Here is a 17,862-nt window from a genome sequence, read left to right as displayed (position 1 = left end):
AGGATTCATCTCAAGGCGCGACAATGCGCCGCAGAAGGCCCGAAAAACAGCCGAAGATTACCACTTGAACACAGGAAAATGCCCACGCTGATGCCGTGTTTGCTCAGCGGACCGATCCGGCACTATCCACCCCCAGTCGGCCTGCCCGTGACGCTATACTCTGCGACCAACTTTAAAATTCCCCTTCACTCAGACTTACAAGGACTCGCCCATGAAAGCGTTCGGCAAAATCCTGGGTCTGGTGCTTCTCGGATTGTTGCTGATCATCGTGGCTCTGGGCTTTGCTCTGAGCCATCTGTTCGATCCCAACGACTATAAAGACGAGATCCGCCAGATAGCCCGCGACAAAGCCCACATTGAGCTCACGCTCAATGGCGACATCGGCTGGAGCCTCTTCCCCTGGCTCGGTCTGGAACTGCACGACGCCAGCGTCGCCACCCTGGCGGCACCTGATAAGCCTTTTGCCGACCTGCAAATGCTGGGTCTGTCAGTGCGCGTACTGCCACTGCTGCGCAAAGAAGTGCAGATGAGCGATGTGCGGGTCGAAGGCCTGAACCTGCGCCTGACCCGGGACAAGGACGGCCACGGCAACTGGCAGGACATCGGCAAGCCGGCACCTGCGGGCGTGAGTACCGTGACCCCGGTCGCCAGCACTGAAACCGTGAGCAAGCCGGACAGCGTCAGCCAGCCGCTGAAGCTGGATATCGACAGCCTGACCGTGAACAACGCCCGGGTTGAGTACAACGATGAGCAAAACGGCCAGCAATTCAGCGCCGAAAGCATCCAGTTGAGTACCGGCCCGGTTCACGAAGCCACCAGCACCCCGGTCAAACTCACTGCGTTTCTGGGCACCAACAAGCCGGTGATGCGTGTCAAAACCGAAGTCGACGGCAAGCTGCGGTTTGACCGTGTGCTCAAGCGCTATCAGATCGAAGACCTGAAAGTGGTGGGCGAAGCCTCAGGCGAGCCGCTGCAAGGCAAGACCATGACCTTCGCTGCCCAAGGGCAGATACTGGTGGATCTGGCAGCCAACGTCGCCGAATGGAGCGGCCTGAAGATATCAGCCAACCAACTGCGCGCCCTGGGTGAACTCAAGGCCAATAATCTGGACAGCACGCCACAGATCAGCGGCGGCGTGTCGATTGCCCAGCTCAACCTGGCCACCTTCCTCGACAGCATCGGCCACACTCTGCCGCCAATGGCACCGGGTAGCCTGAGCAAAGTCGAACTGGTCAGCCGCCTCTCCGGCAGCCCCACCAGCCTGGCCTTCGACGAACTCAACCTGAAAGTCGATGACAGCAGCTTCACCGGCCGTATCGCCATTGAAGACTTCGCCAAACAAGCCTTGCGCATTCAGCTCAAAGGCGACACGTTCGACGCTGATCGCTACCTGCCGCCCAAATCGGCCGAGGCCAGCAGCGCCAGCGCCGCACGTAAAACAGAAGTGCAAGGCAACGAAGCCGGCGCATTGGCCGCATCAGGCGATACGCCATTGCCAGAGGCTCCAACCAAAAGCGGCTGGAGCACGACCAGGATCATTCCTGTCACGCGCCTCAAGACACTGGACCTGGATGCCGATCTCAGCTTTGGCCAGCTGACCGTAACGAAACTGCCGATCCAGAACGCAGCCCTCAAGGTCAGTAGCAAAGACGGCCTGCTCACTCTGCAGAACCTCAGCGGCAACCTCTACAAAGGCACGTTCGCCGCCAACGGCAGCCTCGATGTACGTCCGATGCTGCCACTGGCCAACCTGCAAACCCGGATCAACAACGTACCGGTGGAAAAAATCCTCCAGAGCCAGGGTCAAAAACCGCCGGTGACCGGCCTGTTGACCCTCAACAGCAACGTTACAGGCAGCGGCGACAACCAGAACGCGCTGGTTCAAAGCCTCAACGGCACGGCAAGCTTTGTGCTCAACAACGGAGTGCTGCTCAACGCCAACCTTGAACAACAGCTGTGCAAAGGCATCTCCGTGCTTAACCGCAAAACCCTGAGCGGCACGCCACCGGGCAAAGACACTCCGTTCAAGGAACTCAAGGGCAGCCTGGTATTCCGTAACGGCGTGGCCAGCAACCCGGACATGATCGTGCGCATTCCCGGCATGAGCGTAAAAGGTGATGGCGACATCGACCTGCGCGTGCTGGGCATGGATTACCGCATCGGTATCACCATTGAAGGCGACACCCGCGCCATGCCGGACCCGGCGTGTCAGGTCGGCAAGAACTTTGTCGGCATCGAACTGCCATTGCGCTGTCGCGGTCCGCTGGAGCTGGGCGCCAAGGCCTGCCGTCTGGACAAGGAAGGCCTGGGCAAAGTCGCCGCCAAAGTGGCGGGCAATAAAATCAGCGAGAAGCTTGAAGAGAAACTCGGCGACAAGGTCAGCCCGGAACTCAAAAACGCCCTCAAGGGGCTGTTTAACCGATGAGAGACGAGCAATTTTCTGTGGCGGTACTGGACTGGTATGACCGCCACGGCCGCCACGACCTGCCCTGGCAACAGGGCATCACCCCATACCGGGTATGGGTCTCGGAAATCATGTTGCAGCAGACCCAGGTCAGCACTGTGCTCAACTACTTCGACCGGTTCATGGCCTCTCTGCCTACGGTACAGGCCCTGGCCGCCGCCCCGGAAGACGAAGTGCTGCACCTGTGGACCGGGCTGGGCTACTACACCCGTGCGCGCAATTTGCAGAAGACCGCGAAAATCGTCGTCGCTGAATATGGCGGCGAATTCCCGCGGGATGTCGAAAAACTGGTGGAGCTGCCCGGCATTGGCCTGTCCACTGCCGGTGCGATCGCCAGCCTGAGCATGGGCCTGCGTGCACCGATCCTCGACGGCAACGTCAAGCGGGTGCTGGCGCGCTATACGGCGCAAGAGGGATATCCCGGCGAACCCAAGGTTGCCAAACAGCTGTGGGCCACCGCAGAGCGCTTCACTCCCCAGGACCGGGTCAACGCCTATACCCAGGCGATGATGGACATGGGCGCCACGCTTTGCACTCGCAGCAAGCCCAGCTGCCTGCTGTGCCCCCTCGAAAGCGGCTGTGAAGCGCACTTGCTGGGCCTGGAGACCCGCTACCCGATCCCCAAGCCACGCAAGACCATCCCGCAAAAACGCACCCTGATGCCAATGCTGGCCAATGCCCAGGGGGCGATTCTGCTGTACCGCCGTCCCTCAACCGGGCTGTGGGGCGGACTCTGGAGCCTGCCCGAACTGGATGACCTGAAAGACATCGAACATCTGGCACTGCAGCACGCCCTGACACTGGGGCTGCAACAGGAACTGCCCGGCCTGACCCACACCTTTAGCCATTTCCAGCTGGCCATCGAACCCTGGCTGGTCCACGTCGAAGAGTCCGGCCATCACGTGGCCGAGGCCGACTGGCTCTGGTATAACCTCGCCACCCCGCCGCGCCTGGGCCTTGCCGCCCCGGTCAAGAAGCTGCTCAAACGCGCAGCCGAGCTATTGAATCCAGGAGAGTCGTCATGACCCGCACCATCATCTGCCGCAAGTACAAAGAAGAACTGCCCGCTCTTGAGCGCGCTCCGTTTCCGGGCGCCAAAGGCCAGGACATTTTCGATCACGTCTCGGCCAAGGCATGGGCAGACTGGCAAAAACACCAAACGCTGCTCATCAACGAGAAGCGTTTGAACATGATGAACGCCGAAGACCGAAAATATTTGCAGGGCGAAATGGATAAGTTCTTCAGCGGCGAGGAATACGCACAAGCTGAAGGCTATGTTCCGCCGACCGAATAATCCCCGGTTTTATTGGGTTTGGCCCGTAAGCGACGGTAATAGTTAAATATTTTTCAAAAAAGTGTTTGACGGATAATCGAAAAAGGCTTCTAATGCGCCCCGTTGCCCAGATAGCTCAGTCGGTAGAGCAGGGGATTGAAAATCCCCGTGTCGGCGGTTCGATTCCGTCTCTGGGCACCACATTCAGCATTGATGTGGTGTTCGCACCACCTCAAAGCAAACAAGAAACCCGCCTAGTGCGGGTTTTTTGTTGGGCGCGATTTATACCCGGTGGCGCCACCTCTCTTGGCGATTGCAAAGAGATGGGGTTCAATCCTCTCCTCAGCCTGCAAAGGACACACGTTCATGGCAACGCCAAAGAAACAGCAAAAGCACGCGCAGCGGGCCAAATCCAAAGCCAAACAGAACCGCGTCGGCAAACCGGCCAAAGCTTCGACTGCGACCCTGATCGACAATCCGTTCGATGACGTAAAAATCGACCTCAGCACCTTCAACTTCCAGGACATCCTCGACAACGGCTTTGACCCGGCCGATTACGACGATCTGTTCCAGGTCATGAAGGCCGCCGAAGCCATCAACCTGCAAACCATGTGCACGGTGTTCCTGCAATACCCGGTACTGGAGCTGGTGATCTCGGAAGAGGAAGAAGAACCGGCGACCGACTTCCTGATGGGCCTGCTGATCGAGTACCGGATTGCCATCCATGGCGACGATGAAGACAGTGCCGTGGCCTGGATCGAAACCCCGGCATTCCACAAAGCCTACGTCGAAGCTTCGCGCCTGCTGCAGGAACGCAGCACCCGGAGCGCCCACTGACAGCTGCCCTGCCCCGACCTGCCAGCCGGGCATTCACCGAGCCTGCTGCTGACGGTTACTTGCTGGGCGGTCTTGAATGGCGCCAGCCCGCGGCGGATGCCACGCGCGCCGTCGTCATCATCAACGCCGCCACCTCGGTGCGCTGCAGCTACTACGCGCGCTTTGCCGAGTATCTGTTCAGCCATGGCATGGACGTGATGCTGTTTGACTACCGCGGCATCGGGGCTTCGCGCACAGGATCACTGCGCGGCTTCAAGGCCTCATGGTCGGACTGGGGGTCGCTGGACTTTGAAGCCCTCCTCAAGCGCGCACAGCGCGAATGCCCGGGCCAGCCGATCGATGTGGTCGGTCACAGCTTTGGCGGCTGTGCAGTGGGCCTGGCGGCCTCAGGAGCGGTTATTCGCCACGTAGTGACAGTGGGGGCGCAATTTGCCTGCTGGCGCGACTATGCGCCGGCACAGCGCTGGCAGATGTTCGCGAAGTGGCACGGAGTCATGCCGCTGCTCACCCGGCTCTGCGGCTTTTTCCCCGGTACCCGCCTGGGCTGGCTCGAAGATACCCCGGCAGGCGTGGTCCGGGACTGGGTGACCTGCAGCACGCACTACGGACAACTCCCCAGCGCTCGCCAGCTTGCCACCCTGCCCTTTGCCTCAGTAAGCGCCAGAACCCTCGCCATCAGCCTTAGCGACGATCCGTTCGGCACCGTAGCGGCCATCGAGCGCCTGCTCAGCCATTTCAGCGCCAGCTCCCGCACACATTTGCGCATCAGCCCCGAAGATATCGGTGTAACAGAGATCGGCCATTTCGCGTATTTCCATAGCCGATTCCAGGACAGCCTGTGGCCGATTGCCCTGCAATGGTTACAGGCGGGAGAGTTGGCGGACGATGTACCCGGTGCCATACAACACCCCTTCCGGACGCCAAAAAACCTGTAGGAGCGAGCTTGCTCGCGAGCTGTTGGCTGATTGAAAAGCTCGCGAGGCAAGCTCGCTCCTACAGCGCCAGCCCCGCACACATTTGCGCATCAGCCCCGAAGATATCGGTAATGGTTACAGGCGGGAGAGCTGGCGGACGATGTACCCGGCGCCATACAACACCCCTTCCGGACGCCAAAAAACCTGTAGGCGCGAGCTTGCCTCGCGAGCTGTTGGCGGACTGAAAAGCTCGCGAGCAAGCTCGCTCCTACAGCGCCAGCCCCGCATACATTTGCGCATCAGCCCCGAAGATATCGGTAATGGTTACAGGCAGGAGAGCTGGCGGACGATATACCCGGCGCCATACAACACCCCCTCCGGACGCCAAAAAACCTGTAGGAGCGAGCTTGCCTCGCGAGCTGTTGGCGGACTGAAAAGCTCGCGAGCAAGCTCGCTCCTACAGCGCCAGCCCCGCATACATTTGCGCATCAGCCCCGAAGATATCGGTAATGGTTACAGCCGGAAGAGCTGGCGAACGATGTACCCGGCGCCATACAACACCCCCTCCGGACGCCAAAAAACCTGTAGGAGCGAGCTTGCCTCGCGAGCTGTTGGCGGACTGAAAAGCTCGCGAGCAAGCTCGCTCCTACAGGGGGCTGCCTCCCAATCGCACGGCCAGTGCCGCCAAAGTGATCAAGAGCACCGGTAACGTCAGCACGATCCCGACCTTGAAGTAGTAACCCCAGCTAATGCGGATCCCCTTGCGCGCCAGTACGTGCAGCCACAAAAGAGTGGCCAGACTGCCGATCGGGGTGATTTTTGGCCCCAGGTCGCTGCCGATCACGTTGGCGTAGATCATGGCGTCCCTGATCACCCCGCTAGCGTTGCTGGCGTCAATGGACAGGGCTCCGATCAGTACGGTTGGCAGGTTGTTCATCACCGATGACAGCAACGCTGCCAGCAGCCCCGTCCCCAGGGTCGCGCCCCACACACCGTAGCGGGCGAAGCCGTCGAGCCAGCCCGCGAGGTAATCGGTGAGCCCGGCGTTACGCAGGCCGTAGACCACCAGGTACATGCCCAGGGAAAAAATCACGATTTGCCAGGGGGCTTCCCTGAGCACTTTGCGGGTGGAGATTTTGTGCCCGCGAGCCGCGATGCCCAGCAACAAAGCCGCGCACAGGGCCGAGATGGCACTGATGGGAATCCCCAGCGGTTCCAGGGCGAAACAGCCCGCCAACAGGATCCCCAGTACCCACCAGCCCGCCACGAAGGTGGCTTTGTCATTGATGGCACTGGCCGGATCAGCCAGCTGCGCAGGGTCGTAGGCGGCGGGAATGTCGCGCCGGAAATACCACAGCAGCATGCCCAGCGTGGCAGCCACGCTCACCAGGTTGACCGGCACCATCACCGCGGCGTACTGGTTGAAGCCGATTTTGAAGTAATCCGCCGAGACGATATTGACCAGGTTCGACACCACCAGCGGCAAGCTCGCGGTGTCGGCAATGAAGCCGGCCCCCATCACAAATGCCAGGGTCGCCGCCGGTGAAAATCGCAGCGCCAACAACATGGCGACCACGATCGGGGTGAGGATCAGCGCCGCGCCGTCGTTGGCAAACAATGCCGAAACCAGGGCCCCAAGCAACACCATGCAAGCGAACAAGCCTTTACCGCGGCCCCTGCCCCAGCGCGCCACATGCAAGGCCGCCCAGGCAAAGAACCCGGCTTCATCGAGCAACAGGCTGATGATGATCAGCGCCACGAAAGTGCCCGTGGCATTCCAGATGATCGCCCATACAACAGGCACATCGCCCGGCTGCACCACACCAAAGATCAGGGCCAGCAACGCACCCAGGGAAGCGCTCCAGCCCACCCCGAGCCCTCGGGGCTGCCAGATGACCAGCACAATCGTGAACACAAAAATTGCAACTGCAGCCAACATAAAACTCTCCCGACCCGGCTTAGCAGCAGCGGTTGCGTTGAGGGCGATCGCCCATGGCTGCAAGGCGCAGCATATCGTCGCGCAGCCATTGGCCGTTGGCGTTCAGGGTGGTGTCGAGAACCGCCACGACCCACTGCGGCAGCGCCGGATTCAGCCGGTAATAAACCCACTGGCCCTGACGCCGGTCCAGCAGCAGCCCGCTGCTGCGCAATTGCGCCAGATGCCTTGAGATTTTGGGCTGGCTGTCATTCAGCGCGCACATCAGCTCACACACGCACAGCTCACCTTCTTGCACGATGAGCAGCGCCGAGCGCATGCGGGTGGCATCAGCCAGACATTTAAAAATCGCCGGAGGGGGAAAATCGTCCGTCATCTCGCATCGCCTTGCATATGGGAATCCGAATATATGAATTTCCATATGTAATAACAACCAGGATAAACCGCTCAGGTCAGTTGCGGGTGCTGCATCCTTCAGGCTTGTTCACTCGGGTTTTGGATGCAGGGTTGTTGCCCAGCTTGTTGTCCGGCCGACGCGGCCGCACCACCAACTCGCCGCCGCAGTTAGGACAAAGCCCGCCCAGCTTTTGCTCCGAACAGGAGGCGCAAAACGTGCATTCGAATGAACAGATCCGCGCAAGGGACGAATCAGGCGGAAGGTCACAATCACAGCATTCGCAATTGGGGCGTAATTCGAGCATGAGCACCTCGGCTGGACGAAAACATTCGTTGTTGCAGTTAAGACGCTTCCAACAAAAAGCCAATCGTTAATTTGCGCGTAAAAATGCCGGAGCTGTGCGTGAGATCAAAACCTTCTATCTGAATGAATGGCACTTTTTGATTTTCACGCCTTCATATCTTGATCAGCGCTCCTTTCAAAGCGTACACAGAGAGCCCCGTCACACGGCATGCCATACGAATCCAGCTCCCCGCCAACGCCTTCGGTTTTGCACGAGCTCCGCTCCGGCACCCAGACCCTGCATGTCGCGCTTGAGAAGCGCCTGCCGTTTTTCTCGGACAGCCTTGACCTGCAACGTTACACACGCTTGCTGGCGGCCTATTACGGGTTCTATCAGGCCATGGAGAGCAGGCTTGCAAACAGCCCCTTGATCCCGCCGGGCTTTGACCTGCACGCACGCCTCAAGACTCAGGCCCTGGAGCAAGATCTGCAGGCCCTGGGCATCAATCCCGGGACACTCTCGCTGTGCCCGTCCCTGCCGCAGTTGAACAGCGAAGCCAGTGTGCTTGGGGTTTTATATGTGCTTGAGGGTGCCACGCTGGGCGGCAATATCTTGCGCAAACAAATATCCGAGCGCCTGGGGCTGCAAGCCCATGACGGTGGCGCCTTTCTCTATGTATATGGCGAAGCCACCGGCCGCAACTGGAAATCGTTCCTGGATTTTCTCTGCGCAATGCCGCTGGACGCCGGGGCACGCGCCGAGGCCGTCAAGGCGGCCTGTTTTACTTTCAGCTGTTTCGAGCAATGGTTAGAACGTCAGGAGGTGTTGTTATGAACCCACTGGATACTGAAGCTTTTGAAGTCTTGCTGGCCAACTGCGCTGACGAGCCCATTCGTTTTCCGGGGGCCATTCAGCCCCACGGTATTTTAGTGACCCTCTGCGGTCCCGAGCTGCTCATCCAGCAGGTCAGTGCCAATGTCGAGACGCTGTTCGGCATGCTGCCTGCTGCCCTGTTGAATCAACCGCTGTCGATGCTGACCGGCCCGCAGGCAGCCGCCGCGGTGCAACAAGCCAGCCACTTCGTCGAGCAAATCGATTTGCCGCCACTGGAGCTGAATCTGCAGGGGCTGACCTGGGAGGGCTTGTTACACCGCAGCAACGGCACCCTGATTCTGGAACTTGAGTTAAAGCCCGATGAAACCGAGCTCAACAGCACGATGGCCAAAGTGCGCAACCTGAGCCGCGTACTGCAACGCCTGCAGGCGGCCAGGACACTGCCCGCGCTGTACGAAATCTGCGTCAGCGAGATTCAGGCGCTGACCGGGTATGACCGGGTACTGATTTACCACTTTCATGAAGAGGGTCACGGCCAGGTCATCGCCGAAGCCTCAGCCCCTGCGATGGAGCTGTTCAACGGCATGTTCTTTCCGGCCTCGGACATCCCGGTGCAGGCGCGCGAGCTGTATCGCACCCATTGGCTGCGCATCATTCCCGACGCGGCCTATGAGCCGGTACAGCTGGTCCCCAAACTGCGCCCAGACACGGGGCAAGCCCTGGACCTCAGCGGAGCAGCCTTGCGCAGCGTGTCGCCGATCCACTGCCAATACATGCAGAACATGGGCGTACTGTCTTCGATGAGTATCTCCCTGATGGATGGCGAACGGCTCTGGGGCCTGATCAGTTGCGGTCATCGTACCCCCCTGCATGTGCCGCACGAGCTGCGCATGGCGTGCCAGACTATTGGCCAGGTCCTGTCCTTACAGATCAGTGCCTTGCAAACCCTGGAAATCAGCCGCCAGCGAGAAGCAAAAATAGACGCTCTGGTGCACCTGAACAGCGCCATGGAGCAAGGCCCGGAAAATGTGTTCGACGGTCTGGCACTGGAGCCACGGTTGTTGATGGAACTGACCCGGGCCAGCGGTGTAGCCATCATCGAAGACAAAGTGCTGCACCGTTATGGCCAATGCCCGCATCCCGAACAAATCCGTGATCTGTACCGATGGTTCAAGCAATCCGGCGACCCTGTATTTTCCACCCACAGCCTGTCGACGGTTTATGCCCCGGCCACCGAGTACAAGGACGTCGCCAGCGGCCTGTTGGCCATGTGCCTGCCCAAGCCTGTGGACAATGCCGTGCTGTGGTTTCGCAGCGAGATCAAAGAAAGCATCCCGTGGAGTGGCGACCCGAATAAACCTCTGAACCTGGAACGCAGCGCTACCGGTTTGCGACTGAGCCCGCGCACCTCGTTCGAGCTGTGGAAAGTCGAGGTGGACGGTATCTGCGAAAAATGGAGCCACGGCGATTTGTTCGCCGCCAACGACCTGCGTCGCTCGGCACTGGAAAACGACCTGAGCCGTCAGGTTCTGCGCGAGCAGCAGGCAGTACGGGCGCGGGATGAGTTGGTGGCGGTGGTGTCACACGACTTGCGCAACCCCATGACCATCATCTCCATGCTGTGCGGGATGATGCAGAAAACCTTCAGCAGTGACGGCTCCCATGCTTCACGGCGCATCACAACCGCCATCGACACCATGCAACAGGCCACCAGCCGCATGAACATCCTGCTCGAAGACTTGCTCGATACGTCCAAGATAGAAGCCGGGCGCTACACGATCTCCCCCCAGTCACTGGACGTGACCCAGATCTTTGAATAAGCGCTGTCGTTGCTGACGCCATTGGCCACCGACAAGGGGCTCGAGCTGACCTTCCACTCAGAGCCCGATCTGAAAATCCATGCCGACCCCGAGCGTCTATTCCAGGTGCTGTCGAACTTGATCAGCAACGCGATCAAGTTCACCCCTGCTCAAGGCACCATCAAAGTGGCCGCCATAACCAGCGGAGACGACATTGTGTTCAGCGTACGCGACTCCGGCAAAGGCATCCCGGCCGAGCAACTGCCGCACATCTTTGAACGCTACTGGACAGCGAAGGAAGGAAATACCTCTGGCACTGGCCTTGGGCTGTACATCTCTCAAGGGATCATCAAGGCCCACGGCGGCCTGTTGAGTGCACAAAGCACCCTGGGCCAAGGCAGTGAATTCCGCTTTACCGTGCGCCGCGTAGAGCCTGTCGAAGGCAGCCAGCTCCCACAAGAGCTGGCCTGACATCACCTGACCTTAGCTGAACGCGTTGATAAACCAGGTGATCATGGGGATGGCCACAATGTCGATCAGCACTGCGCCGCATAACGGCACGATGATGAAGGCCTTGTAGGAGAACACTTTGTAGTGGTCACAGATGGCACCCATGTTGGCCACGGCATTGGGTGTCGCTCCCAGACCGTGCCCCATGAAGCCTGCACACAGGACTGCAGCGTCGTAGTTGCGGCCAAACAGGCGGAACAGGACGAACACGCAGAGCAGGATCATGATCACCACTTGCACCACCAGGATCACCAGCAGCGGCAACCCCAGCTTCTCCAGTTCCCAGAACTTGAGACTCATCATGGCCATGGTCAGGAACATGCCCAGGCTCACGTCGCCAATGGTGCTCACGGCATGATCGGGCATCTCTACAGCCTGGGTGCGGTCATTGATATTGCGCAGAATGATGGCCACGAACATCGCGCCCACATAGCTCGGCAGTACGATGCCCAAATGCTGCTGCAAGCTGCCGCCCAGCCAGAAGCCCAGGACCATGATCACCACGATGCAGGTCAGCAACCGCAGCAAGGTCGCAGCATCCAGAGCCGCCGGCGGGGTGTGGACCACTTCTTCGAAAGCCTTGAGGTTGCCCACTTCCTCCGCCTTGACCGTCAATTTGTTGCGCTCGATCAACCAGCGCGCCAGCGGACTGCCCAGCAAACCGCCGGCCACCATGCCGAAGGTCGCGGCCGCCAGAGCGGCAGTGGTCGCGCCTACCGCACCGAGGTTCTCGGCAATCGGGCCGAACGCGGCCGCGGCACCGAAACCACCTTCCAGCGACACCGCACCGGCCATGATCCCCAGCAACGGGTCGATACCCAGCAGCTTGGCCACGCTGACACCCACCACGTTTTGCACCAGGGCCAGGCCCCAGCATGCACCCAGGTAGATAAACAGCAACTTGCCGCCCTTGCGCAGCAGCCCCAGGCTGCCCCCCAGGCCGACGGTGGTGAAAAACGCCACCATCAACGGCGTTTGCAGGCTGGTATCGAGGGTCAGGTCGAGCAGTTTCCGATCACGTAACAGCCAGATCACCAAGGCAAAACCAAAGCCGCCAATCACCGGTGCCGGAACACAGAGTTGGCGCAGCCAGTAGCTGCGTTTTTTCAATTGGGCACCCAGGCCCAGCAGGAGCAGCGCGAGAGCAAGGGTGCTCAACGCATCCAGTTCGAATGTCAGCATGGCGAATTTCTCTTTTTCTTATGATTCAACAAGCGGTTTCAGGGATATACGGAAAAACTCAATCAATCAGGCTGGCGAGCAGACGCGCGCCGATACGGGCGGTTCGGTTATCGGTGTCCAGGCTCGGATTGAGCTCGGCAATGTCGGCCATGCGCAATTTGCCGCTGGCTTTGGCATGGCGTACCAGATGCTCGACGATCTGCATGTCCACCCCATGGGCAGACGGCGCGCTGACCCCGGGCGCCTGGCTGGCGGGCAAAACGTCAAGACAGATGGTCATGTAGAGGTGGTCGACCTCTTGCAAAAATTCGTCGATCAGGGCTTCGCAGGCAGAGATGTCCCAGCTGTTCATCTGCCGGTCGAGGCGGTAACGCACCTTCAGTTGCTCGGCCTGTTCAAACAGCGCAGCGGTGTTATTCAGCTGGCTGACGCCCAGGCAACAGTAGGTAAAGGGCATGTCGGCACGCTGGCAATACTCGGCAATCTGCCGGAAAGGAGTGCCCGAGCTGCTTTGCCCGGCATGCCGCAAATCAAAGTGGGCATCGAAGTTCAGAACCCCGATCCGCGCCTGCGGACTGCGCTGACGCAAGTGATCGGCCAGACCGCTGAAGCTGGCAAAGGCGATTTCATGGCCGCCACCCAACCCCAACGGCAAGTGCCCCTGGTCGAGCAGGAAGCTGACGTGGGAGGCGTAGATCTGCTGTGCGCCTTCAAGGTCGCTGTCGGTACAGCCCACATCGCCCGCGTCATACAGCGGTGCCTGGCCGTGCCAAGCCAGATTGGCCAGGGCCTTGCGCAAGGCCGGCGGCCCCAGGCGGGCACCGGTGCGGCCTTGATTGCGCTTGACCCCTTCATTGCAGGCCAGTCCGATCAGTGCCGCGCCCGCAGGCTGGCTCCGGGCAAAGGGCTTGACCCATTGATGCCAGCGCAGTGCGCCCTGCCCTTCGGCAGCGTCTACGCGGCCTGTCCACACCTGCATCTCGGGAACCATGGTCATGCTTGAAACTCCAGTCAAATTCAGTCGAGCCGGGCGCTCAGGCGCAGCGCTACATCCTGGGTCCAGCGGATCAGGCGTTCACTGCGGTGTTGTGCCCGGATGGCCGGGGCCATGAGGCTGATAGCACCCAGCAGGCGATTGCGGCTGTCGACCACCGGCGCACTGACGCCCCAGATGCCGTCGTCAATTTCACTCAGGCTCACGGCATAGCCGGTCGCGCGAATCTCGGCAAAATTGCGCTGATAAGTGGCGATTTCTTCACTTTCGATGCCCTGCGCCTGAAGAATCGGCAGGCTTTGTGCCTCATCCATGTACGCCAGTAACACCCGTGCCGAAGCACCGACCAACAGCGGCTGGGCCAGCCCTTTCTGGTAACAGCAGCGCAGCGGTTGCGGGCTGTCGACCAGCTCGATGCAAATCGCCTGACCATTACTCGGCACCATCAATGCCACGCTTTCCTGGCTCTGTTCGGCCAGGCGCTTGAGTTCAGCCTTGGCCAGCGTCACCAGCACGGCTTCGCGATCGAACTTCTTGGCCAGCTGCAAACAGGCAGGCCCCGGCAAATAGCGGCCCTGACCGTTTTCTTCGGCCAGGCCCCAGCGCAACAGGGTCTTGAGGTGTCGATAGGTGCTGCTGAGCGGCTGTGACAGCTGCTCGGACAGTTCTTTGGCGGAGATCGCCTCGCCGGATTGCCCCAGGGTGACGAGGATCTGCAGCAAACGATCAGTGGGCGTGTTGTAGTTCATATCGGCCTCATGCTCTTGCGGGCATGGTGCACGGAGTTTCCCATTAGCTGAAACTTGATTCCCACTGAGTGGGAAAAATCCGCCAGATAACGATCAGCGGTAAGCAATTCACCTGCTTGCGCCCACAAAAAAGGCCGCCATCCTGAGGGATGGCGGCCCGCTGTACTGAAGGTGGAACGCCGTCCTGGCGTCAGTTCAGTACGGGTGCCCCCAACTTCTCGATACGTCGGCGACGTGCCACCAACAGGCCCGCCACTACCACCAGAATGCTCAGCAAACCGGTGGCCATGATTTCAACTCGATGCGCTTCCTGGAACAGCATGATGGTCAGGATGGCGACGATAAACACGATGACCGCCCAGGTCAGGCCCGGGAACAGCCACATTTTGAAGGAGATGGTCTCACCCTGCGCCGTACGCTTCTGACGCATGCGCAGTTGCGAGATGGCAATCACCAGGTACACCAGCAGCGCAATGGCGCCGGAGCTGGCCAGCAGGAACTCGAACACGGCTGCCGGTGCGACATAGTTGGCAAACACGGCCAGGAAGGCTGCACCGGTAGACATCATCACAGCCCAGTAAGGGGTGCCGCTGGCGTTGGTACGCTTGGCAGCCGCCGGCGCATCACCGCGTTTGCTCAGGGAGTAGAGCATGCGCGACGAGGTGTAGAGGGCCGAGTTCAGGCAGCTGGTAACTGCGATCAGAACCACGATATCGACGATCAGCTTGGCATTCGGAATGCCCATGCGATCAAGCACGGTCTGATAGGAGCCGAACTGGGCCAGGCCCGGATCGTTCCACGGCACCAGTGCCACAACGATGAAGATCGACACCAGGTAGAACAAGCCGATACGCCAGATCACCGAGTTGGTGGCCTTGGTGATCTGCTTGCTCGGGTCTTTGGATTCAGCCGCCGCGATGGTCACGATTTCCGTGCCCATGAACGAGAACATGGTGGTCAGCATGGCGGCCAGCACAGCGCCCATGCCGTTGGGCATAAAGCCCATATTGTCCACCAGATGCGAAACGCCGCTGACCTGACTGTTTGGCAGCAGGCCGAAAATCGCCATTAGCCCCAAAATGATGAAGCCGATAATCGCCAGCACTTTGACCAGCGCAAACCAGAACTCGAATTCGCCGTAGTTCTTGACGCTGAACAGGTTGGTCGCGGTCAGCAACAGAGTGATGACCAGGGTAAATACCCAGATCTCCGTACCGGGGAACCACGCATGCAGGATGGTGCCGGCGGCGACGGCTTCCAGCGGGATGACCAGCACCCAGAACCACCAGTACAGCCAGCCAATGGTGAAGCCGGCCCAATGCCCGATGGCACGGTCGGCGTAGGTGGAGAACGAACCGGTGTCAGGGGATGCGACGGCCATTTCGGCCAGCATGCGCATCACCAGCACCACCAACGTACCCGCTGCGGCGTATGCCAGCAGCACTGCAGGACCCGCCTGTGCAATCGCGTGTCCGGAGCCGACAAACAGACCGGCACCGATGACCCCGGCAATCGACAGCATGGTCACATGCCGTGGTTTGAGCCCTTGCTCCAGGCCGTTAGGAGTTTGCGTATTGCTCATTGGGACTACCTTTGCAGTGAAAGCCATTCCGAGCGCCGCGCCTGCTTACCTTCTCGTAAAAAGTAACCAACGGGGCGTTTAGAATTATTTACGCAATAAATGAGCCAAAATGTGACAAGTGCACGGTTTGCGCGGGCTGCATCGATTCATCTCTGGCGTTGCAACCTGTTGAGAGTAATGGCTTTTTGCCAAAGCGTTACCGTAACACTCAGTCACAAGCACCAAAACGCACCAAAAATACTCAAAACTGCCCGTATGGCCCAAAAGCGGTGCGCATCTGTGCCCTTTAGTAGGTTCACGCTTCCAACACAGGGCCAAAGCTGGCAACATCGCGACCTTTTTTAAGCGACACCTGTCTGGCCGAGCGGCAAATTACAGGGTCGGTTGTTGTCCGCGCGACAGTCTGCTGTCGGGATGCGACAAACGGCCACCCTCTCGCCTTTTGTTCCTTTAGAGCAGCTGGTTGCCTTTGTGGCCCTATGCTAGCTTGGCCGCCACACAGCAGGATCGCTCCCGAACACAATGAGGAACGCACATGGCTTTGGCCACGCCCGCGCTTGAAATCCGCAACTTGCATAAACGCTACGGCGAGCTTGAGGTACTTAAAGGTATCTCGCTGACCGCACGCGACGGTGACGTGATCTCGATCCTGGGTTCTTCCGGCTCCGGCAAGTCGACCCTGCTGCGCTGCATCAACCTGCTGGAAAACCCCCATGAGGGCCAGATCCTGGTCGCAGGCGAAGAACTCAAGCTCAAGAAAGCCAAAAATGGCGAACTGGTCGCAGCCGACGGCAAGCAGATCAATCGCATGCGCAGTGAATTGGGTTTTGTATTTCAAAACTTTAATCTATGGCCGCACATGACCATCCTCGACAACATTATCGAGGCTCCCCGTCGTGTCCTGGGCCAGAGCAAGGCTGAGGCAATCGAAGTTGCCGAAGCGTTGCTGGCCAAGGTCGGCATCGCCGAAAAACGCCATGCCTATCCGTCAGAATTGTCCGGCGGCCAGCAACAACGTGCCGCGATTGCCCGCACATTGGCCATGCAGCCCAAAGTAATCCTGTTCGATGAACCCACATCGGCACTTGACCCGGAAATGGTCCAGGAAGTACTTAGTGTTATCCGCGCGCTCGCCGAAGAAGGTCGCACCATGCTGCTGGTCACCCACGAAATGGGCTTTGCCCGTCAGGTGTCTTCGCAAGTCGTGTTTTTGCACCAGGGCCTGATCGAAGAGCAAGGGTCGCCAGAACAGGTGTTCGACAACCCGGTTTCAGCGCGCTGTAAACAATTCATGTCCAGCAACCGCTAACGGAGCAACACGAATGCAAAACTATAAAAAGCTTCTCCTGGCCGCTGCCGCCAGCCTGGTATTCAGTGCCAATGCCCTGGCTGTTGATAAGTACAAAGTGGGGATCGAAGGGGCCTACCCTCCGTTCAACAACAAGAACGCCAGCGGGCAAGTGGTCGGTTTTGACTACGACATTGCCATGGCCCTGTGCGCCAAGATGAAAGCCGAGTGCGAAGTTGTGACCTCGGATTGGGACGGCATCATTCCCGCACTGAACGCCAAGAAGTACGACTTTATTGTCTCTTCCCTGTCGATCACTGACGACCGCAAACAGGCTGTCGACTTCACAGACCCGTACTACTCCAACAAACAGCAGTTCGTGGCCAAGAAAGGTGTCGATTTCAAAACCGACATTGAATCGCTGAAAAGCAAAAAACTGGGCACCCAGCGCTCAACCCAGGCCGCAACGTGGCTGGAAGATAACGTGGGTGGGGACATCGCCTTGTACGATACCCAGGAAAACGCCTATCTCGATTTGTCCTCGGGCCGTGTAGACGCACTGCTGGCTGACAAGTACGCCATCTATGGCTGGTTGAAGGATGACCCGGCGGGCAAGGACTATGAGTTCAAGGGCAACCCGATCAACGAAGACGACAAGGTCGGCATTGCTTTGCGTAAAGGCGAAAGCGACTTGCGTACCAAGTTGAACCTCGCGCTCAAAGAAATCAAAGAAGACGGCACCTACAAAAAGATCAACGACAAGTATTTCCCATTCAGCATTGAATGACCTGCCTGACCGGCGCGCCGCAAGGCTGCGCCG

General features: G+C 59.3%; 15 protein-coding genes, 1 tRNA gene and 1 pseudogene. 10 read left to right on the top strand and 7 right to left on the bottom strand.

All coding sequences use genetic code 11. The features are described from left to right. Positions 1–211 precede the first annotated feature (211 nt). The 6 genes from EQV90_RS00705 to EQV90_RS00680 all read left to right on the top strand — a co-directional run bounded on the left by EQV90_RS00705 (position 212) and on the right by EQV90_RS00680 (position 5,509). Positions 212–2,425 carry an AsmA family protein gene (locus EQV90_RS00705; RefSeq protein ID WP_240877634.1) on the top strand — a complete coding sequence of 738 codons (2,214 nt, stop codon included), beginning with the start codon at positions 212–214 and terminating at the stop codon, positions 2,423–2,425. Then, positions 2,422–3,489 (top strand): A/G-specific adenine glycosylase, encoded by a 1,068-nt coding sequence (gene mutY / locus EQV90_RS00700; protein WP_003438558.1) that lies wholly within the window; start codon positions 2,422–2,424, stop codon positions 3,487–3,489. Before EQV90_RS00705 ends, mutY begins: the two co-directional genes overlap by 4 nt. Beyond that, positions 3,486–3,758, top strand: a complete 273-nt coding sequence (locus tag EQV90_RS00695; RefSeq protein WP_003438557.1) for an oxidative damage protection protein — start codon at positions 3,486–3,488, stop codon at positions 3,756–3,758. The genes mutY and EQV90_RS00695 overlap by 4 nt, the downstream gene beginning before the upstream one ends. A 104-nt stretch (positions 3,759–3,862) precedes the next feature. Next, a tRNA-Phe gene (locus tag EQV90_RS00690) sits at positions 3,863–3,938 on the top strand. Positions 3,939–4,103: 165 nt separating this feature from the next. Next, positions 4,104–4,574: a hypothetical protein gene (locus tag EQV90_RS00685; RefSeq protein WP_240877633.1), complete on the top strand. Its 471-nt coding sequence runs from the start codon at positions 4,104–4,106 to the stop codon at positions 4,572–4,574. Next, positions 4,571–5,509 carry an alpha/beta fold hydrolase gene (locus EQV90_RS00680; RefSeq protein WP_240877706.1) on the top strand — a complete coding sequence of 313 codons (939 nt, stop codon included), beginning with the start codon at positions 4,571–4,573 and terminating at the stop codon, positions 5,507–5,509. The genes EQV90_RS00685 and EQV90_RS00680 overlap by 4 nt, the downstream gene beginning before the upstream one ends. Before the next feature lie 625 nt (positions 5,510–6,134). Here EQV90_RS00680 and EQV90_RS00675 read toward each other — a convergent pair. The 3 genes from EQV90_RS00675 to EQV90_RS00665 form a co-directional block, all read right to left on the bottom strand. After that, positions 6,135–7,427 (bottom strand): arsenic transporter, encoded by a 1,293-nt coding sequence (locus tag EQV90_RS00675; RefSeq protein WP_003438542.1) that lies wholly within the window; start codon positions 7,425–7,427, stop codon positions 6,135–6,137. 19 nt (positions 7,428–7,446) lie between these two features. Next, on the bottom strand, positions 7,447–7,800 hold the full coding sequence (locus EQV90_RS00670; RefSeq protein ID WP_240877632.1) for a metalloregulator ArsR/SmtB family transcription factor: 354 nt from the start codon (positions 7,798–7,800) through the stop codon (positions 7,447–7,449). 76 nt (positions 7,801–7,876) lie between these two features. Further along, positions 7,877–8,125 (bottom strand): DUF1272 domain-containing protein, encoded by a 249-nt coding sequence (locus EQV90_RS00665; RefSeq protein WP_003438536.1) that lies wholly within the window; start codon positions 8,123–8,125, stop codon positions 7,877–7,879. A gap of 207 nt (positions 8,126–8,332) precedes the next feature. On the opposite strand from EQV90_RS00665, the gene EQV90_RS00660 reads away from it, so the two are divergent. Together EQV90_RS00660 and EQV90_RS00655 are read left to right on the top strand one after the other, a co-directional pair. Next, a complete protein-coding gene (locus tag EQV90_RS00660) occupies positions 8,333–8,938 on the top strand; it encodes a biliverdin-producing heme oxygenase (protein WP_003438533.1) in 606 nt (201 codons plus the stop codon). Beyond that, positions 8,935–11,208: pseudogene (locus EQV90_RS00655) on the top strand (ATP-binding protein). Before EQV90_RS00660 ends, EQV90_RS00655 begins: the two are co-directional and overlap by 4 nt. Before the next feature lie 12 nt (positions 11,209–11,220). On the opposite strand, the gene gltS reads toward EQV90_RS00655, so the two are convergent. The 4 genes from gltS to gabP all read right to left on the bottom strand — a co-directional run bounded on the left by gltS (position 11,221) and on the right by gabP (position 15,754). Further along, a complete protein-coding gene (gene gltS, locus EQV90_RS00650; protein ID WP_240877631.1) occupies positions 11,221–12,429 on the bottom strand; it encodes a sodium/glutamate symporter in 1,209 nt (402 codons plus the stop codon). A 58-nt stretch (positions 12,430–12,487) separates the two neighbouring features. Then, positions 12,488–13,426 (bottom strand): formimidoylglutamase, encoded by a 939-nt coding sequence (gene hutG / locus EQV90_RS00645; protein WP_240877630.1) that lies wholly within the window; start codon positions 13,424–13,426, stop codon positions 12,488–12,490. A 20-nt stretch (positions 13,427–13,446) separates the two neighbouring features. After that, positions 13,447–14,172, bottom strand: a complete 726-nt coding sequence (locus tag EQV90_RS00640) for an IclR family transcriptional regulator (RefSeq protein WP_003438523.1) — start codon at positions 14,170–14,172, stop codon at positions 13,447–13,449. Between the two features lie 190 nt (positions 14,173–14,362). Beyond that, positions 14,363–15,754 (bottom strand): GABA permease, encoded by a 1,392-nt coding sequence (gabP, locus tag EQV90_RS00635; RefSeq protein ID WP_010656840.1) that lies wholly within the window; start codon positions 15,752–15,754, stop codon positions 14,363–14,365. A 535-nt stretch (positions 15,755–16,289) separates the two neighbouring features. Here gabP and EQV90_RS00630 point away from each other — a divergent pair. Continuing rightward, positions 16,290–17,063 carry an ABC transporter ATP-binding protein gene (locus EQV90_RS00630; RefSeq protein ID WP_003438521.1) on the top strand — a complete coding sequence of 258 codons (774 nt, stop codon included), beginning with the start codon at positions 16,290–16,292 and terminating at the stop codon, positions 17,061–17,063. Between the two features lie 13 nt (positions 17,064–17,076). Then, a complete protein-coding gene (locus EQV90_RS00625) occupies positions 17,077–17,829 on the top strand; it encodes a transporter substrate-binding domain-containing protein (protein WP_003438520.1) in 753 nt (250 codons plus the stop codon). The last annotated feature ends 33 nt before the right edge of the window (positions 17,830–17,862 follow it).

The organism is Pseudomonas sp. TMW22089 (assembly GCF_022496645.1).
Classification (GTDB): domain Bacteria; phylum Pseudomonadota; class Gammaproteobacteria; order Pseudomonadales; family Pseudomonadaceae; genus Aquipseudomonas; species Aquipseudomonas paraversuta.
This window is presented reverse-complemented; position numbering and strand designations above follow the sequence as displayed.

Coding starts and splice junctions, on each gene's coding strand:
- hutG (WP_240877630.1), bottom strand. CDS start 13,426: ATGACCATGGTTCCCGAGATGCAGGTGTGGACAGGCCGCGTAGACGCT.
- EQV90_RS00705 (WP_240877634.1), top strand. CDS start 212: ATGAAAGCGTTCGGCAAAATCCTGGGTCTGGTGCTTCTCGGATTGTTG.
- EQV90_RS00640 (WP_003438523.1), bottom strand. CDS start 14,172: ATGAACTACAACACGCCCACTGATCGTTTGCTGCAGATCCTCGTCACC.
- EQV90_RS00695 (WP_003438557.1), top strand. CDS start 3,486: ATGACCCGCACCATCATCTGCCGCAAGTACAAAGAAGAACTGCCCGCT.
- EQV90_RS00675 (WP_003438542.1), bottom strand. CDS start 7,427: ATGTTGGCTGCAGTTGCAATTTTTGTGTTCACGATTGTGCTGGTCATC.
- EQV90_RS00625 (WP_003438520.1), top strand. CDS start 17,077: ATGCAAAACTATAAAAAGCTTCTCCTGGCCGCTGCCGCCAGCCTGGTA.
- EQV90_RS00630 (WP_003438521.1), top strand. CDS start 16,290: ATGGCTTTGGCCACGCCCGCGCTTGAAATCCGCAACTTGCATAAACGC.
- EQV90_RS00670 (WP_240877632.1), bottom strand. CDS start 7,800: ATGACGGACGATTTTCCCCCTCCGGCGATTTTTAAATGTCTGGCTGAT.
- EQV90_RS00685 (WP_240877633.1), top strand. CDS start 4,104: ATGGCAACGCCAAAGAAACAGCAAAAGCACGCGCAGCGGGCCAAATCC.
- EQV90_RS00660 (WP_003438533.1), top strand. CDS start 8,333: ATGCCATACGAATCCAGCTCCCCGCCAACGCCTTCGGTTTTGCACGAG.
- gltS (WP_240877631.1), bottom strand. CDS start 12,429: ATGCTGACATTCGAACTGGATGCGTTGAGCACCCTTGCTCTCGCGCTG.
- gabP (WP_010656840.1), bottom strand. CDS start 15,754: ATGAGCAATACGCAAACTCCTAACGGCCTGGAGCAAGGGCTCAAACCA.
- EQV90_RS00665 (WP_003438536.1), bottom strand. CDS start 8,125: ATGCTCGAATTACGCCCCAATTGCGAATGCTGTGATTGTGACCTTCCG.
- mutY (WP_003438558.1), top strand. CDS start 2,422: ATGAGAGACGAGCAATTTTCTGTGGCGGTACTGGACTGGTATGACCGC.